The organism is Streptomyces sp. NPDC001816 (genome assembly GCF_042892235.1).
Lineage (GTDB): Bacteria > Actinomycetota > Actinomycetes > Streptomycetales > Streptomycetaceae > Streptomyces.
In genome coordinates this window covers 280,102-305,388 of record NZ_JBIATY010000012.1, presented here as the reverse complement: position 1 = coordinate 305,388, position 25,287 = coordinate 280,102, and the positions used below count along the sequence as shown (strand labels likewise).

Genomic DNA, 25,287 nt, shown 5'->3' with positions numbered 1-25,287 from the left:
TGGTTGGACCAGATTTTCTGGCGGCGCTCCGCGCGCACAGATCGCCGTCGGCGGACCGACCTGATGCGCGAACCAGTCCGCCCCGGTCGCTTCGCGGTCGGCCACCCAGAAACGATAGAAAGGGAACATGAGCGGAGTTTCAGGTCAATCCGGGCGGGATGAGCCTGATGCGTCCAAGAGGACTCAGCGCCCCGGTCGGCCCCGCAAGGCGGGCCAGGCGTGGCGGTCGGGCTCACTGCTGAGCGTGCACAGCGTCGCGGGCCAGGTCTTCCTGTTCCAGCTGGCGGTGGTGATGCTGCTCGTCGCCGCCGCCCTGGTGGCACTCGTGGTGCAGGCTCAACGCGACGTGATGGCCGACGCCCGCCACCGGACGCTCACCACGGCACAGACGTTCGCGCACTCCCCGGGCATCGTGGCAGCCCTGGACAGCTCGAACCCGACCGCGGCGCTGCAGCCGCACGTCCAGGCGGCCCGGAAGGCCGCAGACGTCGACGCCGTCATCGTGTACGGGCTGAACGGGATCACCCTCGCCCACAGCGACCCGAGTCAGATCGGGAAACGTGTCATCGGGCCCTACGCGGCGGCGGCGACCGGCAAGCCGTTCACGAGTACGTTCAAGGGCTCACTGGGACTCTCCGTGATCTCGGCGGTGCCCGTCAGGGGTCCCGACGGCTCGGTCATCGCCATCGTCTCCGTTCCCGTCACGGTCGAGACGGTGCAGCAGCGGGTGAACCGGCAGCTGCCGTTCCTCCTCGGCGGCGCCGCCACGGCCCTGGTGGTCGCCGCAGGCGGGTCGGGCCTGGTGAGCAGGCGGTTGCGGCGGCAGACCCACGGCCTGGGGCCGACCGAGATGACCCGGATGTACGAACACCACGACGCGGTGTTGCACGCGGTGCGGGAAGGAGTGCTGATCGTCGGCGGTGACGGCCGGCTGCTGCTGGCCAACGACGAGGCACGGCGGCTTCTGGACCTGCCGGCGGACACGGAGCGGCGGCACATCACCGATCTGGGTCTTGACGAGGACCTCGCCGGGCTGCTGGCCTCCGACCGCCCCGCCACCGACGAGGTGTACCTGGCGGCCGACCGGCTGCTCGCGGTCAGCAAGCGGCTCACCGCACCTCACGGACCGGGCGGCAGCGTGGTCACGCTCCGGGACACCACCGAGCTGCGGGCCCTGTCCGGCCGCGCGGAGGTGGCGCGCGAACGATTGCAGTCGCTCTACGACGCCGGACTACGGATCGGCACCACACTCGATGTGAAGCGCACGGCCGAGGAACTGGCCGAGGTGGCGGCGACCCGGTTCGCCGACATCGTCACCGTCGATCTGCTGGACCCGGTCCTGCACGGCGAGGAAACCTCCGGTGCGCCCACCGGGATCACCGAGCTGCGCCGCAGCGCCGTCGCCGGTCTCGACGCGGGCCATCTCCTCCGCCCCGTCCGCGAGCTGGTCCGGCTCGTTCCCGCCCATCCCGTCTCCACGGCGATGGCCGAGGGCCGCCCGGTCCTGGTCGGGGACCTGAGCGCCTCCGACGCCTGGCGGGCCCAGCAGCCCGAACGTGCCCGGCGGATCCTCGATCACGGTATCCACTCCATGCTCGTGGTGCCCCTGCGCGCCCGCGGCGTGGTGCTGGGCGTGGTGGACTTCTGGCGCGCGCAGGGCTCCCAGCCGTTCGAGGACGAGGACGTGTCCTTCGCCGAGGAGCTGGCCGCCAGGGCAGCGGTGTCCATCGACAACGCCCGCCGCTACACCCGCGAGCACACCATGGCCGTCACCCTGCAGCACAGCCTGCTGCCCCGCGCGCTTCCCGAGCAGTCCGCGCTCGACGTGGCCTACCGCTATCTGCCGGCCCAGGCCGGGGTGGGCGGGGACTGGTTCGACGTCATCCCGTTGTCCGGTACCCGGGTGGCGCTGGTCGTGGGCGATGTCGTCGGTCACGGTCTGCACGCCGCGGCGACGATGGGCCGGCTGCGCACCGCCGTGCACAACTTCGCCAGCCTGGACATGCCCGTGGAGGAGCTGCTGGGCCGGCTGGACGAGCTGGTGGCGCAGATCGACGCCGAGGAGGTCGCCGCGGCGGAGGACGGGCAGGGGCTGGTCACAGGGGCGACCTGCCAGTACGCCGTCTACGACCCCACCTCGGGCCGACTGGCCATCGCCACCGCCGGCCACCCGGGGCCGGCGGTGGTCCGGCCCGACGGCACCGTCGACTTCCCTCAGTTGCCCGTCTCCCCGCCGCTGGGACTCGGAGTCGGCCTGCCGGTCGAGACCGCCGAGTTCACCGTGCCCGAGGATTCCCGCCTGGTGCTCTACACCGACGGGCTGATCGAGGACCGCACCCGGGACCTGGACGCCGGCCTGGAGGCCCTGCGCGACGCTCTGGCAGGGCCCGGTCGCACGCCGGAGGCCACCTGCTCGGCGGTGATGGAGGCCATGCTGTCCGACCGGCCACGGGATGACATCGCGCTGCTGGTGGCCCGCACGCGCCGGCTCGGACCGGATCAGGTAGCCGAGTGGGAGGTGCCCCGCGACCCGGCGGCGGTGGCCCCCGTACGCTCCGCCTGTGCCCGCCGGCTGGCCGAGTGGGGGCTGGAGCAGGTCGGTTTCACCGCCGAACTCATCCTCAGCGAGCTGATCACCAACGCCATCCGCTACGGAGCCGAGCCCATCGCCGTGCGGCTGCTCCGCACGGAGCCGGTCAGCAGCCCCGAGGCGGGCAGCCTGATCTTCGAGGTCGCCGACGGCAGCAGCACCTCGCCGCGGCTGCGCCGGGCGAAGGTCACCGACGAAGGCGGCCGCGGACTCTTCCTGGTGGCCCGCTTCGCCGAACGCTGGGGGACCCGCTACACGACCACCGGCAAGGTCATCTGGGCCGAACAGTCCCTGCATCACGACGCCGCGCCGGAGGCGGAAGGACTCGGCGAGCTGCTGCTCGACCAATGGGATGACACCGCGCTGTGAGGTGAGCCGGTACGTCCCCTCCCTCCACCGTCGCGCACGCCCGCGTGCCGAAGTGGGCCGGGCGGGGGCCCAGGGCGTACGGAGAACGTACGGGGAACGTACGGAGAAGCCGAGTGCCGGGGAGAAGACGGTGACCGCGGGCTTCCCGGGCGGCATTCCGCCGTCGAGGCGGCCGGGTACCCTGGCCTCGATGGCCACTTCGTCGGCGCCGAGAAGCCGAGGAGACCGGGAGGCGCGGCGGGAGGCCCGCCACTGCGGACCCGGTGACGCTGCCGGCAGCCGGTCGAGGCGACCACCTCATCCCCCACGTCCGGGAGCAGCCGTGACTACACCGTGTGCCCGAGCAGCGGCGGTCCTCGGCTGCTTCGCTCTCGTGGCACTGGGCCTGAGCGCTTGCGAGGACACACCGACCGCCGGCCTCGCGAAGCCGTCGACGGCCACGTCCGCCGCGAGCATGGGCGGCATGCACGCACTGATCGCCGCAGCGCAACAGGAGGGCACGCTCAGAGCGATCGCGCTGCCGCATGACTGGGCCAACTACGGCCGCCTGATCGACGGCTTCGAGAAGAAGTACGGGATCAAGGTCACGGTCGAGAATCCGCTGGGCCACAGCGAGGACGAGATCGACGCCCTGCGGAAGAGGGGGAACCGGCCGACAGCGCCCGACGTGATCGACGTGGGCGACACGTTCGCGCGGAAAGCAGCGGCGCAGAATCTTCTCGCGCCGTACAAGGTGGCTCCTTACGACTCGATTCCCGATAACCAGAAGGACTCGAAGGCTCGCTGGTCCAACAACTACGGGGGCTACATCTCCATCGGCTGCGACGCCAACCGGGTCAAACCCTGTCCGGCGACCTTCGCCGATCTGCTGAAGCCCGGTTACCAGGGCAAGGTCGCACTCGAAGGCGACCCGCCCCGGTCGGCCACCGCCTTCGCCAGTGTCTACGCGGCCGCGCTGGCGAACAACGGGTCGTTCGACGACGTGCAGCCCGGTCTCGACTTCTTCGCCGAACTCAATGATCGCGGCAACTTCACCCCCGTCAATTCCAATGCGGCGACGGTCGCGAGCGGACGGACCCCCATCAGCATCAACTGGGACTACATCAACCTCCACTACGCCGACACGCTCCGTGACAAGGGCGTGAACTGGCAGGTCGCGATCCCCTTCGACGGCAGCTTCGCCCAGTATTTCGCGCTCGCGGTCAACAAGAACGCCCCGCACCCGGCGGCTGCCCGCCTGTGGCAGGAGTACCTCTTCAGCCCGGAGGGCCAGAACCTCCGGCTGCGCGCCTATGCCCGCCCGGTCCTCATGGACGCCATGAGGCAGGACGGCACCCTCGACAAGGCCGCCGCCGAACGGCTGCCGACGGTTGAGGGAACGCCGCAGTTCCCGACGGACGCGCAACTGGAGAAGGCGAAGGAGACCGTCACCAAGGGCTGGGCCAAGGCCGTCTCCGGCCGGCCGGGATGATCCCTGTCGCCCATCAGCTGTGCGACGAACGGGCACCGACACGGAGCGGGCCCGTCATCGCTTCCCGCACTGACCATGACTGTGCGTGCACGGTGTCGAGTCCTCCAGTGCCCCGCTCCCGCCTGTCGGCACCGTGCGCCGTCGTCCGGCGCGGATGATGAACGCCGGGGCCGGCTGCCAATCCGCCCCTTCTGCTCGGAAAGGAGTTGTTCGATGGTCGATGAACCAGTCTTGGTGCTTGCGGCGACCGGTGGTCAGGGCAGGGTCGTGACCGACGCGCTGCTGGCCCGCGGGACCCGGATCAGGGCGCTGGTCCGCGACCCCGCCCGGAGTGCCGCGCGGCAACTGGCCGACCAGGGTGTGGACGTGGTGGCAGGCTCGCTGAGCGATCCCGGGTCGCTCGCCGCGGCCATGAAGGGAGTGGCCGGCGTCTTCGCGTTCACCACGCCCTTCGAGGCCGGAATCGAGGCGGAGGTGGAGCAGGGGCGGGCCATCCTCGCCGCCGCGGCGCGGGAGCGCGTCGCGCATCTCGTGTTCAGTTCGGTCGCCGGGGCCGACCAGGGCAGCGGGGTACCGCATTTCGAGAGCAAGGCTCGCATCGAGGCGGAACTGGCCGCGGGAGACGTGCCGTACACGATCCTGGGTCCGACGTACTTCTTCGACAACGCGCTCGGCGGAGCCCGGCGCATCCTCGACGGCGTGCTCGACCTGCCGCTGCCGCCCGACCGGCCGTTGCAGCAGCTCGCCCGGCCCGACCTGGGCGCATTCGCCGCGGAAGTGCTGCTCGACCCCGCTCGATACGTCGGGCAGCGCATCGAACTGGCGGGCGACGCGCCCACACCCACGCAGATGGCTGCCGCGCTCGGCGCGGCGCTGGGACGGGAGGTCCGCCATGAGTACGTACCGCTCGCGGCCATCGGCAATCCGGACATGCACGCGATGTGGACGTTCCTGAACGGGACCGGCTACCGCGTCGACATCCCCGCGCTCCGGGCCGCTCACCCGGAGATCCCTTGGACCGACTTCGCCGACTGGGCACGCCACACCTGGGCGATCGCCGACTGAGCCGGCCGTCCGCCCGCTGGGCCGCTCGCCGGGCCGCGCGTACGAGCGCGCCCGGTCGGCCTCGCCGCCCCGGATCTCACGGATTCACGCGATGTGGCCAACAAGCCGCGCCGGCACGGTGTGTCCGGAGGGTGCAGGTCGTCACCCTGGACGGTGATCCGCTGCGGGCCCTGCGCACTCGGCGCTCAACTCGGGGAGCGACAACGACGACTACGTGGTGAAGGTGCTCAGCCGAGGCGTCGCCCGGATCGGGCAGGACACGCGTGACACCCTGGTCCGGCCGGGACAGCTCTTCGTCTACGACATGGCGCGGTCCGTCCGGATGACGCTTCCCGAGCGCTTCCGGACGAAGTCCCTCGTCCTGCCTCGCGACGTGCTCGGCCTCAGCGAGTCCGAACTGTGGCACATCACGGCGTCGCCGCTCGGCTCCGAGGCGCCGCTCGGCGGATCGCTGTCGCCGTTCCTGTCACGGCTCGTGGACACCGCGAGAACGTATGACGGCCGTCCCGCTGCACGGCCCATGACGGCTGCGCCGATCGAGCCGCCGCCCAGGGAGACCGTGTAGACCGACATCACCCGCACGGACTAGGTGGGCCGCGACCGGTTCGCCGCCTGCGTGGAGGCCACCCTCGACCTCGGAACGGCCGTGCTGCCCGTGTCCGCCCTGAGCTTCCTCCGCTACGGCGCACCGCCACCCACCCCCGAGTGATCCCTCGATCTCCTGGTGCCGTCGGTCGAGCCGCGTTGTAAGCCTCCTGTCTTTACATAACCATGTGTCACCGATCGCAACCTGGGAGGAAGAGTGATCATCTTTGAAGACGAAGTGACGGTGGTGTGCAGCTTGCGAGGACGTGCCGATGAGAAGCACGTGACGGAGCAGTGACCACCCGTTCGAGCCGAGGAGACAGAGCATTGAGCGCACGGGCGGCCGAGGACCTGACGTTCCAGGTACTGGGGACGGTGCGGGCCTTACGTGGTGAGAGCGCGATACCCGTCGGCCCTCCCCAACAGGCGGCCGTGCTCTCGGTCCTGCTGCTGCGTGCCGGGCACTGCACGTCTTTCGACGAGCTCGCCGACGCTCTGTGGGAGAGCGACCTCCCCAAGTCCTCGGCGACGACGATCCGTACCTACGTGTGGCGGCTGCGCCGGGTGCTGGAGGCGAACCCCTCGGCTCCGGAGGTCCTGACGTCCGTGGGAGACGGCTACCGGCTCGCCGTGGCGGGCGACGCGGTCGACGCATGGCACGCCGAGTCGCTGGCTCGGCAGACCGCCCGGCTCAAGACCGAGGGCCGCGCCCAGGAGGCCGAGGAAACCGCCGGCCGCGCCCTTGCCCTGTGGAAGGGCACGTCGTTGGCGGGCGTCCCCGGCCCCTTCGCCGAGCGCAGGCGTGACAGGCTGGAGGAACTCAAGGTCTCACTGCAGGAAGAGCGCCTCGCGCTTGCGATCCAGCTCCACCGCTTCCAGTTCTCGCTTCCCCAGCTGGCCGAGCTCACCGCCGAACATCCGCTGCGTGAACGGCCTTACGCGCTGTTGATGCGTGCCCTGTGCGCGACCGGGCGGCAGTCCGAGGCCCTTGCCGTGTACGACCGCGTGCGCCGCCGCCTCGCCGAGGAACTCGGCGTCGACCCGGGACGCGAGCTGGCCGTGGAGTACTCGCGGATCCTCAACGGAGTGCCCGCCATCGACGACGTTCCTCCGGAAGCAACCGGGCCGCGTGCCGAGGTCGGTTCCGCTTCGCACGGCGCGTCCGACCAGCCGGAGGAACGCGACGCCGGGCCGGAGCCGACGCCGCCGTCCCGGCCGGCGGCGGACGGACCGCGCGCGGCCTTTCTGCCCGTCCCGGCCCAACTGCCCGCCGACGTGCCGTCCTTCGTCGGTCGCGAGGCGCTCACCCGACAGATGTGCGAGCTGCTCACCGCCACGGGTCAACGCGCGTTGACCACGGTGGCCGTCACCGGTATGAGCGGGGTGGGCAAGACGACCCTCGCCCTGCACGTGGCCCACCGCGTCCGGGAGCACTACCCGGACGGCCAGCTCTACGCGGATCTGCGCGGCAGCAGTGTCTCACCGGCCGATCCGTTCGTCGTCCTGGGCAGTTTCCTCACCGCGCTCGGTGCACCGGCCGACGAGCTGCCCGAGGAACTCGAAGATCGGGGGCGGCTGTTCAGGTCCCTGCTCGACCGCCGACGGATCCTGGTCGTCCTGGACAACGCGCGTGACGAGATGCAATTGCGTCCTCTGATGCCCGGCAACGCCGGCTGCGCGGTGATCGCCACCAGCCTGCCCCGTCTGTCGGGACTGGACGCCACAGCCCACATCAGTGTGGACGTGCCCACCCGGCAGGAGGCGCTGGACCTGCTGGAGGCGGCGGTCGGCGCCGCCCGTCTCGCCGCCGAGCCGGATGCGGCCGAGGCACTGGTCACCGCATGCGGTCATCTGCCGCTGGCCACGCGGATCGTCGCGGCACGACTGGCGGCACGTCCGGCCTGGACCATCGCGTCCCTGGTCCGCAAGCTCGCCGACGAACGCGGTCGCATAGCCCATCTGCGTCTCGGCGATGTCGCCATCGACGCGGCCTTCGAGCTGGGATACCGGCAATTGTCCGCCGCGCAGGCCCGTGCCTTCCGGCTTCTGGCACCGGTGGCCGAGCCCGACATCGGGCTGCCTGCCGTGGCAGCGGTACTCGATCTGGACCAGGACAGCGCCGAGGAGGTCGTGGAGTCCCTGGTGGACGGCTCCATGATGGTGTCGCCCGCGCCGGGCCGTTACCGCTATCACGACCTGCTGGGAGCCTTCGCCCGTGCTCTGCCCGCACCGCCGGATTCGGAGCCGGGCGAGGCGGCGATCCGTCGCCTGCTCGACTTCCTGCTGGCCAGTGCCTGCTCCGCGTTCCGCCATGTCGTTCCCGGTGACCCGGTGAGTGACTCCCTCGGGCCCGTGCGTTCACCGGGCCTGCGCTTCGCCGACGCGCCCGCGGCCCGTGCCTGGGTGGCCGAGGAGGCCGACGGAATGCTGACCGCCCTGATGCACACGATGCACGATCCGGCCGCGCTGCGCATGGCGGCGGATCTGCTCATCGCTCTCAGCGCCTTCGGTCAGGAAGTGCCCTCGTCCCGGCTGGCGACGGGGGCGCAGGCCCTCGCGGAAGCCGCCGCCGCCCACGGAGACCGGCGGACACTGGGCCGGGCCCGGTGGCTCAGCGGCGCCCTCGCGCTGCGGGTCGGCGATCCGGCCCGGGCCGAGCGGCTCGCCGCCGAGGCGGTGGCGGCCTGCCGTGACACGGGTGACCAGGTCATCCTGCGGCAGGCCCTCAATGACCTCGGACTGGCGGCACAGTTCCTCGGCCGCCACGAGGACGCGCTCGCCCACTTGGAGGCATCACTGGAACTGGCCGAGGAACTCGGGCACCGTTCCGGCAAGGTGGCGACCACCCTGAACGCAGCGCTCACGCGGATCCGCAACGGACAGGCCGCCGCGGCGATCGCGCCGTGCGAGGAGGTGCTGGCGGATCTGCGGTCCCGCGGTGACGACGCCGCCATGACCGCCTACGCGCTCTATGTGCTCGGGCTGGCCCTGCACGCTCTGCACCGGTGGCAGGCGGCAGCCGGGCGTTTCGGGGAGTGCCTGGACGTGTGCCGTGACGCGGGCATCCGGGATCGCGCCGCGCACGCGGGCTATCGGCTCGCGGACTCGCTGGGCCGCCTGGGTGACCTGGACGGCGCCCTCCGGCACGCGGAGGAAGCGGTCACGATGTTGCAGGACGCCGGCGGGGACCGCGATCTGGCCGCGGCCCGGCTGGTGCTCGGCCGGCTGCTGACCGAGCGTGGTGACGTCGACCGGGGCCGGTCACAACTGGAGGAGGCCCACGAGTCGTTCACCCGGCTGGGCCTGCCCGAGGCGCGGCAGACCGCCGACGCGCTCGCGACGCTGAGGGGTTCCGCGACATCCGGCCGGTCTAGCAGGGGAGGGTCGGCCGACCCCGATCGACGGGCCGGCCGACCCTGAGAGAGTGGCCGGCCCCTCCCTCACGCCCTTGAGGACGCCTCAGCTCGTGACCGTGCAGGTGCTGCAGCTGGAGCCCGTGCTGTTCCAGGCGGCGACGTGGTGGCCGGTACGGGCCCCGGCGTCGGCCCCCACGCTCGCGGCGGTGCCGATCATGCCGGTCAGAAGGCCGACGAGCCCGAGGACGGCGGCGTACTGCCACCGGGTCGGCTTCCGTTTCTTCGTGCGCATCATGTCGCGTGTCTCTCACTCCGTGCGGCAGAGCCGCTTGTACCTGTCAGCGCACAGGGTGGCACGGCCGCGTCAACAACTGATCAACGCTTGGTCGAAGTCGGTCACCGACCGGCTGTCGACGGCCTGTTGACACGCGCTGCCTAGCGTTCTCATCGGTCGGGCCTTCCGGCCACCTAGAGAACCGAGAAATCGAAGGAGAGCGACATGACTCGCAACCACGCCGTCGGCATGCGTCCCCGCCTGGACAAGGTGAAGGTCAAGGCCGCCAAGGCCTGAGGCCCCGCATGATGCGCGGCTGCCGGGGAGTTCCGTATCCCCGGCAGCCGCCGGTGCGCTGCCCCTTCCCCCTCGTTCATCCGCACATCGCGTCGGCCCGCCGCCGCGTACGGCCCCGAGAGAGTGGCCCTTGACTGACTACGACCTCACCACCCGTCCTCCGGGGCCGGCAACCGCGTCCGTCCCCCTGCTGACCGTGGTCGACGAACGGCTGAAAACCACCAGTATCTGCTGGGCACTGGCCCACGGTTCCCGCGACGACCCGCAGGACCGCGGCGGGATCGCCCACCTTCTGGAACACCTGGTGATGTCCTGCCCTCTCGGCGACGGCGGGACGCACCTGTCGTTCAGCGAGTACGTGGAGCGCCGCGGCGGTCAAGCCAACGCCCAGACGGGCCTCGAAGTGATGCTGTATTACGCACAGGTGCACGCCGACGACGCGGAGGACGTCGCCGCCGCTCTCCTGCGCGCCGTGCTCGAACCGGAGCTCGACGACAGCACCCTGGACAGCGAACGAACCGTGGTGCTGCAGGAATTGGCGGCAGCGGCCGCCGACCCCGCGGACGCCGTCCAGGACGCGGTGCTCGCCCAGCTCTTTCCCGGACATCCGCTGGGCCGCCCGGTCGGCGGTGAGCCGGACCAGCTGGGCACGGTGACCGCGGGTGATCTGAAGGCCGTCCACCGCGAACGGTTCGTCCGGGCCCCGGGTGTCCTGGTCGTTGTGGGACCGCGCGTCCCGCAGGTGCTGACCCGGGCCGCCGCCCACGCGACCGGCCGGCCGGTGGCCCGGGCGCCCCACGTACCCCTGGAGCCCGTCGGCGCCGGCGATCCACTGCCCGATCCCGCGACCCGCGACTTCGCCTGGCTCTGCTTCGGCGCACGCTCCCCCAGGGCCGGAATCCCGGGGCGCGCCGCCTATGGCGTCCTCGCCCACCTTCTCGGCTCCAGTCCCTCTTCCCTGCTGTACCGCACACTGCGCAGCGAGCACGGGCTGTCCTACTCGTTCCACGCGTGGGACCGCGGTTACCGGGAGGCCGGTGCCTGGCGGCTGCTGATCGGCGCGGAGGCGTCCGCCGCCGACCGGGTCCACGCCGTCGTGGACGAGTTGCTGGCTGCCGTCGCCGAACAGGGCCCGTCACCCGACGACTTCGACGCGGCGTTGCGGCAGGCGGAGATGAGCCTCGTCCTCGAGTCGGAGACACCCCTGGAGTACGCCAAGCTGATCGCCGAGCGCAGCTGCTCGGCCGGACGTCCCTGGAGCCTCGAGGAGGAGATCACCGAGCTGCGCCGGGTGAGCGCCGCGGACGTCCGGCGGGCCGCCGCAGACGTCCGGCGGCATCTCCTGCTGACCGTTCGATCGGTGGCCGCATGATGTATGCCGTCGAAAGCTATCTGGAGGCCGCGCGCGACGCCGGTCTGCTGCGCACGGTGTCCGGCCTGCCCTTCGTGGCGGGCGACTCCACCGATCCCCTGTCGGACGCCCGGCGTCTGCTGGTGGAGTACGCGGACCCCGGGCTGGTGTCGGACTCCGAAACCGCACCCTCCCTGTGGCGGGCCCTGCTTGCCGGCCACCCCGACACCTCGGTCGTCGTCGTGCGCACCGGTGCGCAGGTCCGGCTACCGCGACCGTGGCACCGAGAGCTCACCTACGTACGGCTGGCCGCGGACGCCGACGTCCCGGTCGCCCCGGCCGGCCCCCGCGTCACCCCGGCCGAGGAGGAACACCGGCCGCTGCTGGCGAACTGGCTGGCGCGTGCCATCCTGCACGCCGCGCGCGAGCAGGGCCGGCCGGCGGATCCCGGGGCCGCGACCGCCGAGGCCGACGCCCTGCTCGACACTCCGTCCCGGCACTCCCTGCTGGTGTGGGAGCACGGTGTGCCCGTGGGGCACGCGACCGTCATCGGCCGGGCCTGGGACGAGATCTCGGCACGGTCCCACATGGAACTGGTGGACGTTCTCGTCGAACCCGACGCGGACGCCCCCGCGGGCCGCGCGGCCCTGGTCGCCGCTGTCGCGTATCTCGCCCGGGCGGCACGGACGCCGTTGATCGGGCACGTGGTGCACGGCCCCGACGGCAACGGCGACCGGGTCACCGAAAGCCTGTGTGCGCAGGGCTGGACGGTGGACCACCGCTACTGGACGGCCCGTACCGAGGAACTGACCGCGACACTGAAGGGAGCGGGGCCGGCATGACCGTCACACGACTCGACCTCGCACTGCTGCACCGGCTGCTGCGGGTCCCGGAGCACGAGGGCGCATATCGTCTGGTGCGCCGCGCCCAGCAGACCTCGGGCACGCTCGCCCAGTTGGTCGTCTCGCTGGCCGTCGCGGAAGGCGTCGAGGCCGGCAGCGGCAGCAGGGATCTGCTGGCCAGGGCGGCCTCCCGTGCGGCCCGCTACGCCGAGCTGCGCACGGCTCTGGACGGCTGCACCGGGGTGCGTACCGTCAAGGGGCCCTCCCTCGCCGCACATTATCCGCCCGACGTCCGGCGCCCGGTCGGTGACCTCGACCTCGTCGCATCGGACGAGGAGCAGCTGTGGCGGGCCGCGGGCACCCTGTGCTCGCTGGGCGGCGAGCCGGCGGAGTTGTCGCTGTTCACCGCCGACGGGCGGCTGCACGTCATGCTCGCCGTGCTGTGGCCCTCCCCCGACGCGTTGCTGGAGGAGGAGATCCGTGTGGAGCTGTGCACGGCCGCGTTCTCCGGCGACTTCGCCACCGTGCCCGTCCGTCCAGACCTGCCCGCCGAGCAGTCTCTCGCCGACCTGCTGTCGGTGGCGGAAGAGCGCTTCCAGCGGGAGTTCCACACCAAGGACGCCGTCGACCTGCTGATGCTGCTCGACAGCGGTGCGCCGGCACCGGCGGCGGTGGCGGAGGCGGCGGCCGGCCACCGGCTGGCGCCCGAACTCCTGGAACTGGTCGATCTGCTGAGCGACGCCGTCGTGCACCCGGCAGCCGGGCAGCTTCGGCAGGCCCTGGCCGCCGGCGCGGCTCAGGAGTCCGCCCGCCGTGCCGCCGCAGGCCGGCCGGTACCGCAACAGGACCGCACGGTGGCGGCGCGGCTGGAAGCGGGGCAGCCGGTCTGGGGCATGCCTCTGACCCGTACGGCACGCCCCGGGCAGCGGTGCCTCCTCGAACACCGGGCCGCGCTGTCCCTGGCCCGCACCCCGGTCGGTGACTTCCTGCTGGTGGCGGACGAACTCGTGGATCCGGACGTGCATGCTGCGGCCCTCGCAGCGGCGACGGGCGAGGAGGCCGGCGCGTGACGAACCCGGACGTACCTGCGATCGAAGTGACCGCGCTCACCCGCGAGTTCGGCTCCCGGCGACGGCCCGGCGCGACGGTCTCCGCGCTGCGCGGCATCGACCTGACGGTCCGCACCGGCGAGGTGCACGGCCTGCTCGGGCCGAACGGGGCCGGGAAGACGACCCTGTGCAAGATCCTCACCACCGTCCTGCTGCCCAGCGGCGGCACGGCCCGGGTGTGCGGGCACGACGTGGCCACCGCGCCGCGGGCGGTCAAGCCGCTGATCGGCATCGTCTTCGGCGGCGACCGGGGCCTGTACGGCCGCATCACCCCCCGCCAGAACCTCACCCTGTGGGGCGCGCTCTACGGCCTGCACGGCCGCGAACTCGCGCGCCGGGTCGATGGGTTGCTGGAACGGGTCGGCCTGAGCGAGCGGGCGGGAGACCGTGTCGACGGCTTCTCCCGGGGCATGAAGCAGCGCCTCCACCTCGCCCGCGGACTGGTCAGCGATCCCCGGGTCCTCATCCTCGACGAGCCCACCACCGGTATGGACCCGCTGGCCGCCTTCGACTTCCGCACGCTGGTGCACGAGCTGCGCACGGAGGGCCGCACCGTGCTCATCACCACGCACGACATGGCGGAGGCCGAAGCCGTGTGCGACCAGGTCACGCTGATCGACCGCGGTCAGGTGCTGGTGACCGACCGGCCGGAGGTACTGGCCCTGCAGATGTCCGCCTACGAGTGCGTGCAGGCGGCCGGGGTGCCGGCCGCCGTCGCCGAGGAGCTACGGCGACTCACCGGCGTCTCCTCGGTCGACCGGACGCCGGACGGGCGGATCACCGTGGAGATCTCGGCCGCCGAGACCACCTCCGAGGTGCTGCGCAGGCTGGTCGCGGCCGGCGTCACCTCGCTGGCCACGGTCAGCCCCGGGCTGGCCGAGGTCTACCGGCACCTGGTGCGGGACCGCGGAATGCGGGTGGACCGGTGACCCCCGCCCTGTTCTGGCAGGTCTTCCGCCTGCAGGTGCTGATGACCCTGCGGACCCCGGACACCCTCCACGTCTTCGTGACGGCGCCGCTGTACACATGCGTCTTCCTCGCCATCACCGAACACGCCGACCGGCGCGACCTCGCCGGATTCGCCGTGCTGGCACCGGTGTTGATGTCGCTGTGGTCGATGGCGCTGATGGCGGGTGGAGAGCTGATCGGCCATGAGCGGGAGCGGGGCACGCTGGAGGCCGTGGTGGCCACACCGGCGCGCTACTCGGCGGTGGTCACGGCCCGGATCGCCGCCGTGACGGTGCTGAGCACGCTGAGCCTGGCGGAGGCCTGGCTCGTCGCCTGGGCCGGCTTCGGCCTGGTGGTGACGATCGCCCACCCGCTGCTCTTCGTGGTCGGTGTACTGCTCACCGCGGCCGCCATGGCGGGCACCGCGAGCTGTGTGTCGGCCCTGTTCGTGCTGGCCCCCTCCGCCCGGATCCTGCAGAACACACTGAGCTTTCCCTTCTTCCTGCTCGGCGGGGTCCTGGTGCCCGTGAGCTACCTCCCGGACTGGCTGCGCCCGGCCAGCAAGGCCGTGTTCCTGACCTGGAGCGCGGATGTCCTGCGGGACGCCGTGAGTCCCGGTCCGGCCCGGGACACCACAGGCGGCCTGCTGGCCGTGGTGCTGCTCGGGCTGGCCGGCTACGCCGCCGGAACGCTGCTGATCGACCGAATTCTGCGCAGGGTCCGGGTCACCGGCACCCTGGCCCGGATGTGAGGCCTCATGGACATCACTGCCTCCCGTGTGACCGGCGTCGGCCGGGTGGTCCGCGCGGCCGCCGCCAACGCCTTCGCCGACTTCCGCGCGACCTACACCTGGTACAGCTGGACGTTCGGCTGGCTGGGCCGGATGCTGTGCCAGGTCACCTTCTTCGCTCTGCTCGGCTCCTACCTGCACTCGCCCGGGCAGACCCGCTATCTCGTCCTCGGCAACTCGGTGATGACATGCGTCATCGAGGCCATGACGGTGGTGGTGTCGACCAGCTGGGAGCGCGCGCAGGGCACGTTGGCGCTGCTGGCCGCCGCGCCCAGCGAGATGGGGTGGATCTTCCTCGGCCGCAGCCTGCAGTGGCCCGTGAGCGGCTGCGCGACCTCGCTCGTCGCGCTGGTGCTGCTGGATCCGCTGTTCGGCGTGCAGTTCGCGGCGGCGCGGCTTCCGGTGCTGGTGGCGCTGGTGCTGCTGACCGCGTTCAGCACGTACTGCTTCGGGCTGTTCCTCGGCGCTTTCGTGATCGCCGCGCCGGCCGTCCGCAACATCGTGTTCAACACCGCCTTCCTCGTCACCATGGCGATCAGCGGGATCCAGGTGCCGACCGGTTTCTGGCCGTTCGGCGTGCGCCTGCTGGCCGGTGCGCTGCCGGCGACGCACGGCGTGGCAGCGGTGCGCGCTCTCGCCGACGGTGCCGGCCCGGCCGCCGTCGCACGGCCGGCGGCCTGCGCCGCGCTCGCGGGCGCGCTGTGGCTGGCCGCCGCGCTGACCGCGTTCCGTGTCTCGGCACAGCTGGCCCGCCGGCACGACGGCTACGAGTTCGCCGTATGAGCGACGAACCGTTCGAACAGAAAGGTCATCCCATGTCCCACCCGGCGGCGCCGGGGGAGCTGAGCGTCCTGGTCGTCAAGCCGGACGGCTACCGCTGCCCCCAGGTGCGCGAGTACGTCGACGAGCTCCTCGGGGCCTCGCGGCTGACCGTCGAGCTGCGCTACGAGGTCTGTCTGGAGGACGAGGACGTCATGGACACATGGCCCAAGTTCGCCGGGCCCAAGTACCCGATCACCGCAGAGTTGCTGAGGCTGTACCTGACCAGCGGACCGTGCGAGGTCATCGTGGTCCGTGGGCCGGACGTGGTGCGCCGTTGCGCGCACCTGCGCGGCGAGGTGCGGGCGCGGTTCGGTACCTCGGCGTTCGCCAACTGTGTGCACACCCCGACCGAGCCCCAGGAGATCGGCCCCAACGTGGAGAAGTACCTGGTCAGTCTGCCGACGGGGCAACCGTTCACCCGGCACCGCGACGAGGGCGTCACCGAGGGGATCAGCGGCCGGCTGGCCGCCCTGCCACGTTCCGCGCTGCTCGCGGAGGCGCGGGCCTTCTGGAAGACGGCGCAGAAGGAGGGCTGGCGCGCTGCCTGGCGTCCCCGTCCGGTGAGCGGTGGCTTCGGTGCCTGTCTGCTGCCCGGTGATCCGCATTCCGTGGACCACGGCATGTCCCTGATCGCCGACGCCCTGCCCGGACTGACCGTGCGCGAGGTGATCTCCGCCTACGTGGAGGCCGAGGTGGAGGGCTGGTCCTGTCTTCTGTCCGGTACCGGCTCACAGGCCCGGGAACTGGCCCGCCTGCTGGCAGCGCAAGGCCTGTACACCGAGGTCAGGGCTCTGACCCCTGCCCGGCAGACCTGAACGGCAGCACCGGTCCCACCCCTTGCCGCCGAGCCGCCCCCGCGCCGCCGCCCGCCTCCCGCTTCCCCGTCGAAGAGCGTCAATGAGCCTGGAGAGCCTTCGTATGCCCCTGCCCCCTCATCTCGTAGCCCCGGACCTCGTGCCCGAGCAGCAGGTCGACGACACCAGCGCCGTCTACTATCCGGTCTCCGACACCCGGATGGTGGCCGGCGAGGGCATCTACCTGTACGACTCCGAAGGCCGCGGCTACATCGACTGCGCGTCCGCGACCTTCAACCTCAGTCTCGGGTACCGCCACCCCGCGGTGGTCCGGGCCATCAAGGAACAGGCCGACCAGCTCATCCATGTCACGTCCGGGTTCCAGACGGCACCCATCAACGCTCTGGCCCACCGCCTGGTGAAGCTGGCCCCGAAGACGATCAGCAAGGCCCATCTGAAGGTGGACGGGGGCTCGGCCGCGAACGAGGGCGCGGTGAAGATGGCGCAACGCGCGACCGGACGACGGGATGTGATCACCCTCTTCCGCAGCCACGTCGGCCAGACGGTGATGATGGCCAGCCTGTCCGGCAACGCCTTCCGCAAGCAGCCGCTGGCCCAGCTCTACCACGGCGGACTTCAGGTGCCGGACCCGTACTGCATGCGCTGCTTCTACGGCCAGGATCCCCGCAGTTGCGGCCTGATGTGCGTGGACCGCATCAACGACTTCCTGGAGTACGCCAGCAGCGGCAGCGTGGCGGCGGTGCTCGTGGAGCCCATATCTGGCAACGGCGGCAACATCGTGCCGCCGGACGGGTACTTCGCCGCGCTGCGCGAGCTGTGCGACGCCCACGACATCAAGCTGATCTTCGACGAGGTGCAGACCGGCATCGGCCGCACGGGACGCATGTTCGCCGCCGAGCACTTCAGCGTGGACCCCGACGCCATCACCGTGGCCAAGGGACTCGGCGGTTCCGGCACCCAGGTCGCGGCCATCCTCACCAGTGACGAGCTGGCGGGCCTGCCCACCAACGACCACTCCTTCACCTACGGGGCCAACCTGCTGGCCGCCGCCGCGGCGCTCGCCACCCTGGACGTCATCGACGACCCGGGCTTCCTCGCCAACGTGCGGGCCACCGGCGCGCACGTCCTCGGCCGCCTGGAAAGCCTGCGCCGCACGCACCCGCACCTCGCGGACGTGCGGGGAGTGGGTCTGATGATCGGCGTCGAGATCGTCGACGAGTCCGGACGCCCCAGCGCCGCGCTCACCAACCGGCTGGCCGAACGCGCCCTGGACCACGGTCTGGTCCTGCGGACCTCGCGTTACGGACACGGCAACGTGCTGAAGGTCCGCCCGCCCCTGATCCTCACCCTCGAGGAGGCCGACGTCATCTGCGACCGGTTCACCGAACTGCTGCTGGCGGAGGGAATCTGATGTCTCACCGGCCGGCCCGTCCGACGCCGCGACAGCCCGCCGCCGACAGCGACATCGCGTTCGTCGGAGGCGGCTTCCGCACCACCACGTTCCTCTCCTCCGCCCCCGGCCTGCTGCGCCGGCGGATCCGCGTCTACGAGCGCGGCACCACGGTGGGCCCCGGCGGGTTCGCCCGGTACGGGATCACCACCACCTCCATCGGCTCCCGCTTCTTCAAACACCTGGACCCGAGCGGCCCGTTCGCATCCCTGGCCCACTCCCCCGCGCTGGCCGACGTCGTCCACGCCGAGCAGCCGGTGGCCATGGAGCGGCTGGCCACCGCCCTGACCGCACTCGGAGGCACGCTCGCGGATGCCCTCGGACCGGAGGGGCTGCGACTGGGCAGCGCGGTCGTCGCGGTGCACGCCGACAGCCGGCAGCGGCGGGTGGTGCTGCAACTCTCCGACGGCAGCACGGAGTCGGCACGGCATGTGGTGCTCGCCACGGGGCGCACCGAGCGGCCGCATCCGGAACTGGCCCCCTGGCGGGCGAAGGTACTGGCTTCGGGAACCGTGATCTCCATCGGTCACCGTCAGGACATCAAGGACAGGCTCCTCGCGGCCGCCGGCCGCCCGGTCGTCATCGCCGGCTGCTCGCACAGCGCGATGTCCGCCCTGCAGACCCTGCTCGATGCGCGGGCCGAACTGCGCGCCGAGCACCCCGGCGCGGCCATGCCCGCCCTCCGGGTCGTCCGGCGTGGTCCGGCCCGGCTCATGTACGACAGCGCGGACCTCGCCCGGCTCGGTCAGGTACCGGGCCGGGAGCGCCCGTTCGACCCCGTCGCCGACGTGTGCCCGGCCACCGGCATCGTCTACCGGGACTCGGGGCTGCGTCACCAGTCACGCGCCCTGTACTGCGCCCTCTGGGCGGGCGAGGTGCCCGGCGCCGCTCTCGTGGACGCACCCGTACTCGCCGACGCGGCCGACGGCTTCGACGAGGCCGCACTGATCGTCCAGGCACTCGGTTACCACGGTCAGGCGCCGGACATCCACGCGGACGGCGTGCTGGCGCGCCCCGGCGACTCCCCCGCCCGGCTGCTCGCCGACGACGACGGAGCACTGCTGCTGACCGGGACCGCGCACCCCCTGCTGTCCGTGCTGCGGGTGGAACCCACCCCGCTCGACCGCAGGGACGACACCGCCTACGCGAGCGACCTGTACGAACGGCTGGCGAGCCGCCTGGACCGCCTGGCAACACGGGTGGCGGAGGTGGGCGCATGAGCGGCGGACCGGTTCTGGACGCGCTGGCCGCGCTGATCGGCGAGCGGCGGAGCGGCGGACCGACACGCCCGTACGTGGTCGGCGTCACCGGAGTCGACACCGCGGGCAAGTCGAGGCTTGCCGAACGGCTGCGGGTCGCGCTGCAGGACAGGGGCGTGCCCGCCGCAGTGGTGCACGTCGACGACTTCCACCGCCCGCGGGCCGAGCGCTACGACCCCGCGCTGCCGGAGCCGCGCCAGTACTACGAGCGCAGCATCGACTTCGCCCGGCTGGCCGCCGAAGTCCTGGCCCCCCTGCGGGCCGACGGGGGGTTGCACCGTACCGTGGCGCGCCTCGACCTGCCCACGGACGAGTGGACCACGATCCGCTACGACATCGATCCCGGCAGTGTGGTGATCCTGGAGGGCGTCTTCCTGTACCGCGCGGAGACCAGGCCCCATGTCGACCTCTTCGTGCACCTGCACGCGGACGAGCACACGGTGCTGGAACGGGCCCGGTCGCGCGATCTGCCCGCCCAGGGCGAAGAAGTGATGCGGAAGTACCGCGACAAATACCTGCCGGCCCAACGGGCGTACCTGGACGAGCACGCGCCGCGGACGCTGGCGGACGTGATGCTCGACAACTCCCGCTGGCAGGAACCCGTCGTACTGTCCTGGCCCGGCGAGCGCCACGCCGTGCTGTTCGATCTGTGGAAGACCCTGGTGCCGCTGCCGGACGAGCTGAAGCGGCGCACGTTCGAGGCCACCGCCGTGGCGCTCGGGCAGCGGCCCGAGGATCTCGCGGACGCGTGGAAGCGCACCAGGGAGATACGTGAGACCAGGCCGTTCGCCGACTACCTGGACTGGCTGCGCGACCATCTGGCGGGTACCTGGTCGCCGGCCCAGGCGGCTCAGGCGGCGGCCACCCGCCGCCGACTGCACGGCGAGGCCTTCGCCACCCCGCTGCCCGGCGCCGTCCAGGCCGTGACGGCGGCGAGGCAGTTGGGCCTGCGCACGGCCCTGGTCTCCAACTGCACCTCCGACGTGCGGGAGATGGTGCGTGAGTCGGCCTTCGCGGACCGCTTCGACGAACTGCTGCTCTCCGCGGAGGCCGGTGTCATGAAACCGGATCCGGAACTGTTCCGCACAGCCGCCGACCGGCTCGGTGTTCCACCATCGGCCTGCGTCTTCGTCGGTGACGGCACCGACGGGGAGCTTGCCGGTGCCGCCGCCGCGGGCATGACCGCCGTCCTGGTGGAGTGCGGTGAGCCGCGCTCGTGGACCGGACCCAGGATCGCCGCCCTGCCCGGCCTGACCGACCTGCTCGTGACCGTCCTCGCCAAGGGGTGACCCCGCTCCCATGCACATCCATCACAAGGTCCTGCTCGTTCCCATGCAGCCGACGCCCAACGGCCGGCTGCACATCGGCCACGGCGGCGGCACCTATCTCCGGGCCGACGTCATCGCCCGGGCGCTGCGTGCCCAGGGCCACGAGGTAGCGGTCATCACCGGCAGCGACGCCTACGAGGACTGGGTGGTGGCCGCCGCCCACAGCGAGGGCCGCTCCCCGGAGGAGACCTACCGCGACCACCACGCGGGGATCGCGCGCGACCTCGCCCGCTTGTCCATCGACCTGGACGGGTGGATCGATCCGGCGGGCCCCGACCACCGGGACGCCTACCGGCGACTGCACGAGAACGTCCTGACCCGGCTGCGGACGACCGGCGCCGCCCGTCTGGAGAGGGAGCGGATACCCTACGCGCAGGACACGGGCCGGCCGCTCGTCGGCCCGTGGATCGCGGGCGACTGCCCGCACTGCGAGCGCCCGTGCGGGGGCAGCACCTGCACCTACTGCGGCGAGTACTTCGTCCCCGAGCAGATCCTTCGGGCGCGGTCCCGGCTCACGGACAGCCCCGTCGAGTGGCGCACGGAGGAGAACTGGTTCGCGACGGCCGCCGATCCGCAGGCCGTCGCCGACCGGCACCGGGCGGCCGGGCTGCGGCCCGTGTTCCTCGCTCCGCTGCTGCGTGCCCTGGACAAGCACGGCGGCCGTGTCCGGCTGACCGGACAGGGCGACTGGGGCGTCCGGAGCGGGACACTGCCCGTGGGGAAGGTCATCAGCAACGGATACTTCCTCTACAGCGTCTACTGCGGTGAGGTGCACCAGGCACTGACCGGTGCCGCCGTGAACCCGTTCGCTCCGGGCAGCGGCGTCACGACGGTCGGCCTGTTCGGCAGCGACAACTCCACCCCTGGGCTGCTCGTCCCCGACGTGCTGGCACAGGGCTCGCAGGGGACGCTGAGCCCGTTCGACGCCACGGTCGTCAACGGCATGCTGCACTTCGAGGGGCGCAAGTGCTCCACCAGCAAGCGGCACGGCATCTGGCTCTCCGAGCTGCTGGAAGGCACGTCCGTGACCTCCGACGAGCTGCGCTACGCCCTGCTCCACGCGCCACTCGACCACGGCCCCGCCGAGACGTCGACCGAGACGTTGACCGGGCACGTCAACGCCCTGCGTGACTGGGACGCCAAGGTACTGCGCCCGGCCCTCGACCGGCTGCGTCAGCAGTCCGGTCCGGTGCGGCGGGCAGACCTGGCGCTCAAGGCTGCGGCCGACCAGTACGCGCTGCTCACCCCGTACTCACCCGACCTGACGGCCGCCGTGCGGGCGCTCGAAGACTGGGCGCGCACTCCACTCGACGCCGACTCGGAGTGGCTGGTCGGCCTGGCGCTGCTCGGCCGGCCGCTGCTGCCGGACCTGGCCGGCCTCGTCTGGGCACAGCTCGGCTTCCCCGGCGAACCCGGGCTGGGACAGGCGGAACGCTTCGAACCGCTCCCACGCCAGTTCCCGGCCACTGCTCCCGCACCGGCCCGCGGGCCACTGGACGCGGCGGCACTGCAACCCTACGTTCACCTCGAGGAGCCGGACGGACAGCCCGGCCCCGGCTGACACAGCGGGGTCAAGGGCTGTTTGCAGCGGTGGTCATCGGCGCCGGCGCGGCGCGGACAGTGCGGCGGTGAAGTCGTCCAGGGCCGAGAGGTTGTGGGCGCTGACGACGGCGTCGCAGTAGGGCAGTGCCGCGGCCATGCCGGCCACGAGCGGACGGTAGCGCGGGCTCGCCGTGCGCGGGTTGACCCAGACGACGCGGTAGGCGACCCGGGACAGCCGCGCCATGTGGGTGGCGAGGTCGGCGGGCGGGCCGGTGTCCCAGCCGTCGGAGACGATGGCGACCACGGCGCCGTGCGCCATGCCGCGCCGTCCGAACCGCTCGTTGAACTCCGCCAGGCACTCCGCAATCCGGGTGCCCCCGGACCAGTCCGGGGCCGCCCGTCCGGCCCGTGCCAGGGCGTCGTCGGGCCCGGCCCGCCGGAGGACGGGCGTGAGGCGGGTGAGGCGGGTGGCGAAGGTGAAAACCTCGGCATGGGTGGCGCGGGCGGCGCAGTAGAGCAGTTGCAGCATCGCGCGGGCATAGGGCTCCATCGAGCCGGAGATGTCACAGAGCACGACGAGGTCGCGGGGTCGGGTGCGGGGCACGAAGCGGCGTAGCCGCAGCGGGTGTCCGCCGGTGCGCCTGCTGTCGGAGAGGGTGCGGCGCACATCGATGCGCGGACCGTGGTGTGCGGTGCGGTGTCGGCGGGACGGCCGGGTCGGGGTGCGGAGCACGAGGGTGCGCATCACCTCGGAGAGCAGCGCCAGTTCCGCGGCGGACAGGTCCGCGAAGTCGCGGCTCGCGAGACGGTCGAGCGGACTGGCGGCGAGGGGGACCGGAGCCTGCCGCGGCTGTGCGTCGGCCTCCCGGCCGCGTCCGTCCGCGGTGGCGGCGCGGGCGCCGGGGACGCGGCCGGGAAGGGTGCGCGGGAGCGAGCGCGCCGGGTCACCGGGCTGCCCGCGCTGTACTTCGCGGTCGGCCGGGCCGCCGAAGACGTCCCGGAAGACCGCGTCGAACGGCTCGATCTGCTCGGGGTCGGACACCAGGGTGGCGAGCGCGCAGTGCCGCAGTTCGCGCGTCGTCGACGGTGCCAGCAGGGTGAGCGCCCGGGCGAAGCCGCGGGTGCGGTCGGGACCCACCTCGATCCCCGCGTCGTGCAGGGCGGCGGTGAACGAGGCGGCCAGTTCCGGCAGATCAGGCATCGGTGCCTGCCTCGGCGTCGATCAGCTCCGCCAGTCCCGCCCGGCGCACGGCCTCAAGGTCCTCGGCGTACTTGAGCACGGCCCCCAGGGTGCGGTCGGCGGCGTCGGCGTCGAGGACGGTCAGGCCCAGTGTGTGCAGCGCGCCGGCCCAGTCGATCGCCTCGGCGATGCCGGGCGGCTTGGTGAGCTGCTGCCGGGCCCGCAGGCGCGCCACTGCGTGCGCCACGCGCGGGGCCAGCCACTCGGCCGACTCCGGCACCCGTCTGCGGATGATCGCGGCGACTCGTGCGGTGTCCGGGTAGTCGATCCAGTGGTAGAGGCAGCGGCGTTTGAGCGCGTCGTGCAGATCCCGGGTGCGGTTGGAGGTCAGTACGGCCACCGGGGGTACCGCGGCCGTGCGGGTGCCGAGTTCGGGGATGGTGACGGCGGCATCGGCGAGCAGTTCCAGCAGGAACGCCTCGAACTCGTCGTCGGCGCGGTCCACTTCGTCGATGAGGAGCACCGCGGGCCGCGGTCCCGGGTGGCAGATCGCGGCGAGCAGCGGCCGTGGCAGCAGGTAGTCCTCGGTGAACAGGTCGGCGTCCCGCAGGGGCTCCCCACGGGACTCGGCGAGCCTGATGGCCAGCAGTTGCCGTGGGTAGTTCCACTCGTAGAGGGCCTCGGCCGAGGACAGGCCCTCGTAGCACTGCAGCCGGATCAGCGGGGTGTCCAGCACGGCGGCGAGTGCGCGGGCCGCCTCGGTCTTGCCGACGCCGGGCTCGCCCTCCAGCAGGATCGGCTGCCGCATGCGCACGGCCAGCAGCAGCGCCGTGGCGAGGGCGTCGTCGGCCAGGTAGCCGACCGCGTCGAGACGCGTGCGCAGGGCGGGGACATCGGGTACGAGGGGGTCGAGGTCAGGCATGCGCGTAACGGGAGGGGTCGTCGGCGAAGGCGTGCCGGCACCCCGGCCCGCAGAAGTACACCCTGCTGCCGGCCCGGTCCAGTGAGAGGGTGTCGGGCGTGATCGCCACGGTCATGCCGCACACGGGATCCACGCCCTCGGCCGCGGTCTGCGGCGCGGCGGGGTCGGCTCCGGGGCGAACGGCCCGGGCCGTCTTCGGACGCAGGGCGATGATCTCGGCGTACACCGACAGCGCGATCTCCCCCGGGGTCCGCGCGCCGATGTCCAGACCGGCAGGGGTGTGGACGCGCGCGCGTTGTTCCTCGGTGACGTCCAGCCCGGCGAGCACCGCCGCGCCGCGCTTCGGACTGGCCACCAGCCCGATGTACGGGACCCCGGCGCGTACGGCCTCGCGCAGTACGGTCTCCTCGTCGCGGCCGTGTGTGGCGATGACGACGACGTCCAGGTCGGGCGGCAGCGGCTCCCCGGGCGAGGCCGGCCGGGCGTCGAGGCCGAGCACGCGACCGACGTCGAGCAGGGCGCGGGCGATGGGGGCGTGTCCGTAGACGTACGCCAGCGCCGGGGGGAGGTTGGCCTCCAGGAAGATGTCGAGCGTCCCGCCCGACAGGCAGGGATTGGCCACCGTGACCAGGCCTTCGACGGACTCCTGCGTGCCTTCGGTGCCGGTGTCCGCGCCGGGCGTGATCCTCAGCAGCAGCGACTCGCCGGTCTGCAGCACCCGCAGGCCCTGCAGTTGCACCGTCGTCTCGGCGCAGGTTCCGCCCACGAAGCCCTCGATGGTGCCGTCGGGCAGCACCAGCGCGCTGTCCCCGGGCTTGGCGCTCGTGGGCCGTTCCGCGTGGACGACGGTGGCCAGCACGAACGGGGTCCGGCCGTGCCGGAGCGTGTCCGCCCGGGTCAGCAGTTCGTGGTTCGTCATCGC

General features: G+C 72.1%; 20 protein-coding genes and 1 pseudogene. 17 read left to right on the top strand and 4 right to left on the bottom strand.

Annotation, left to right across the window (positions count from 1 at the left end; all coding sequences use genetic code 11):
* Positions 1 to 127 precede the first annotated feature (127 nt).
* From ACFYZZ_RS35225 to ACFYZZ_RS35200, 6 genes and pseudogenes are all read left to right on the top strand, one after another.
* Positions 128 to 2,959 carry a SpoIIE family protein phosphatase gene (locus ACFYZZ_RS35225; RefSeq protein WP_389184973.1) on the top strand — a complete coding sequence of 944 codons (2,832 nt, stop codon included), beginning with the start codon at positions 128 to 130 and terminating at the stop codon, positions 2,957 to 2,959.
* A 322-nt stretch (positions 2,960 to 3,281) separates the two neighbouring features.
* Positions 3,282 to 4,430, top strand: coding sequence for an ABC transporter substrate-binding protein (locus tag ACFYZZ_RS35220; RefSeq protein ID WP_389184970.1), 1,149 nt, complete (start codon positions 3,282 to 3,284; stop codon positions 4,428 to 4,430).
* A gap of 213 nt (positions 4,431 to 4,643) precedes the next feature.
* Positions 4,644 to 5,495: an NmrA/HSCARG family protein gene (locus ACFYZZ_RS35215; protein ID WP_389184967.1), complete on the top strand. Its 852-nt coding sequence runs from the start codon at positions 4,644 to 4,646 to the stop codon at positions 5,493 to 5,495.
* A 214-nt stretch (positions 5,496 to 5,709) separates the two neighbouring features.
* Positions 5,710 to 6,060: a hypothetical protein gene (locus ACFYZZ_RS35210; protein ID WP_389184964.1), complete on the top strand. Its 351-nt coding sequence runs from the start codon at positions 5,710 to 5,712 to the stop codon at positions 6,058 to 6,060.
* A gap of 51 nt (positions 6,061 to 6,111) precedes the next feature.
* Positions 6,112 to 6,201, top strand: a pseudogene (locus ACFYZZ_RS35205) (ABC transporter permease); the annotation flags it as partial.
* A gap of 206 nt (positions 6,202 to 6,407) precedes the next feature.
* Positions 6,408 to 9,500, top strand: a complete 3,093-nt coding sequence (locus tag ACFYZZ_RS35200) for a BTAD domain-containing putative transcriptional regulator (RefSeq protein WP_389184961.1) — start codon at positions 6,408 to 6,410, stop codon at positions 9,498 to 9,500.
* Between the two features lie 39 nt (positions 9,501 to 9,539).
* Here ACFYZZ_RS35200 and ACFYZZ_RS35195 read toward each other — a convergent pair whose 3' ends face one another.
* On the bottom strand, positions 9,540 to 9,731 hold the full coding sequence (locus ACFYZZ_RS35195; protein WP_389184958.1) for a hypothetical protein: 192 nt from the start codon (positions 9,729 to 9,731) through the stop codon (positions 9,540 to 9,542).
* Between the two features lie 406 nt (positions 9,732 to 10,137).
* On the opposite strand from ACFYZZ_RS35195, the gene ACFYZZ_RS35190 reads away from it, so the two are divergent.
* The 11 genes from ACFYZZ_RS35190 (at position 10,138) to ACFYZZ_RS35140 (ending at position 22,282) form a co-directional block, all read left to right on the top strand.
* Positions 10,138 to 11,379, top strand: coding sequence for a M16 family metallopeptidase (locus ACFYZZ_RS35190; RefSeq protein WP_389184955.1), 1,242 nt, complete (start codon positions 10,138 to 10,140; stop codon positions 11,377 to 11,379).
* Positions 11,376 to 12,200 (top strand): hypothetical protein, encoded by an 825-nt coding sequence (locus ACFYZZ_RS35185; RefSeq protein ID WP_389184952.1) that lies wholly within the window; start codon positions 11,376 to 11,378, stop codon positions 12,198 to 12,200. The genes ACFYZZ_RS35190 and ACFYZZ_RS35185 overlap by 4 nt, the downstream gene beginning before the upstream one ends.
* Complete coding sequence (locus ACFYZZ_RS35180) at positions 12,197 to 13,270, top strand: hypothetical protein (protein ID WP_389184949.1); 1,074 nt, start codon at positions 12,197 to 12,199, stop codon at positions 13,268 to 13,270. Before ACFYZZ_RS35185 ends, ACFYZZ_RS35180 begins: the two co-directional genes overlap by 4 nt.
* Positions 13,267 to 14,238: an ABC transporter ATP-binding protein gene (locus ACFYZZ_RS35175; RefSeq protein WP_389184946.1), complete on the top strand. Its 972-nt coding sequence runs from the start codon at positions 13,267 to 13,269 to the stop codon at positions 14,236 to 14,238. The genes ACFYZZ_RS35180 and ACFYZZ_RS35175 overlap by 4 nt, the downstream gene beginning before the upstream one ends.
* Entirely contained in the window at positions 14,235 to 15,008 is a 774-nt protein-coding gene (locus ACFYZZ_RS35170; RefSeq protein ID WP_389184943.1) for an ABC transporter permease, read from the top strand. Before ACFYZZ_RS35175 ends, ACFYZZ_RS35170 begins: the two co-directional genes overlap by 4 nt.
* A 6-nt stretch (positions 15,009 to 15,014) precedes the next feature.
* Positions 15,015 to 15,830: a hypothetical protein gene (locus ACFYZZ_RS35165; protein WP_389184940.1), complete on the top strand. Its 816-nt coding sequence runs from the start codon at positions 15,015 to 15,017 to the stop codon at positions 15,828 to 15,830.
* Positions 15,831 to 15,862: 32 nt separating this feature from the next.
* Positions 15,863 to 16,684, top strand: a complete 822-nt coding sequence (locus ACFYZZ_RS35160) for a hypothetical protein (RefSeq protein ID WP_389184937.1) — start codon at positions 15,863 to 15,865, stop codon at positions 16,682 to 16,684.
* A 103-nt stretch (positions 16,685 to 16,787) separates the two neighbouring features.
* Positions 16,788 to 18,095 (top strand): aspartate aminotransferase family protein, encoded by a 1,308-nt coding sequence (locus ACFYZZ_RS35155; RefSeq protein WP_389184934.1) that lies wholly within the window; start codon positions 16,788 to 16,790, stop codon positions 18,093 to 18,095.
* Positions 18,095 to 19,354 (top strand): hypothetical protein, encoded by a 1,260-nt coding sequence (locus tag ACFYZZ_RS35150; RefSeq protein ID WP_389184931.1) that lies wholly within the window; start codon positions 18,095 to 18,097, stop codon positions 19,352 to 19,354. Before ACFYZZ_RS35155 ends, ACFYZZ_RS35150 begins: the two co-directional genes overlap by 1 nt.
* Complete coding sequence (locus ACFYZZ_RS35145) at positions 19,351 to 20,682, top strand: HAD-IA family hydrolase (protein WP_389184929.1); 1,332 nt, start codon at positions 19,351 to 19,353, stop codon at positions 20,680 to 20,682. Before ACFYZZ_RS35150 ends, ACFYZZ_RS35145 begins: the two co-directional genes overlap by 4 nt.
* Before the next feature lie 10 nt (positions 20,683 to 20,692).
* Positions 20,693 to 22,282: a class I tRNA ligase family protein gene (locus tag ACFYZZ_RS35140; protein WP_389184926.1), complete on the top strand. Its 1,590-nt coding sequence runs from the start codon at positions 20,693 to 20,695 to the stop codon at positions 22,280 to 22,282.
* 33 nt (positions 22,283 to 22,315) lie between these two features.
* On the opposite strand, the gene ACFYZZ_RS35135 is transcribed toward ACFYZZ_RS35140, so the two are convergent.
* Genes ACFYZZ_RS35135 through ACFYZZ_RS35125 form a run of 3 tightly spaced genes read right to left on the bottom strand, consistent with a single transcriptional unit; the run spans position 22,316 to position 25,284 of the window.
* Positions 22,316 to 23,464, bottom strand: a complete 1,149-nt coding sequence (locus ACFYZZ_RS35135; protein WP_389184923.1) for a VWA domain-containing protein — start codon at positions 23,462 to 23,464, stop codon at positions 22,316 to 22,318.
* Positions 23,457 to 24,365 (bottom strand): AAA family ATPase, encoded by a 909-nt coding sequence (locus ACFYZZ_RS35130; protein WP_389184920.1) that lies wholly within the window; start codon positions 24,363 to 24,365, stop codon positions 23,457 to 23,459. The genes ACFYZZ_RS35135 and ACFYZZ_RS35130 overlap by 8 nt, the downstream gene beginning before the upstream one ends.
* Positions 24,358 to 25,284: an XdhC family protein gene (locus ACFYZZ_RS35125; protein WP_389184917.1), complete on the bottom strand. Its 927-nt coding sequence runs from the start codon at positions 25,282 to 25,284 to the stop codon at positions 24,358 to 24,360. The genes ACFYZZ_RS35130 and ACFYZZ_RS35125 overlap by 8 nt, the downstream gene beginning before the upstream one ends.
* Positions 25,285 to 25,287 lie beyond the last annotated feature (3 nt).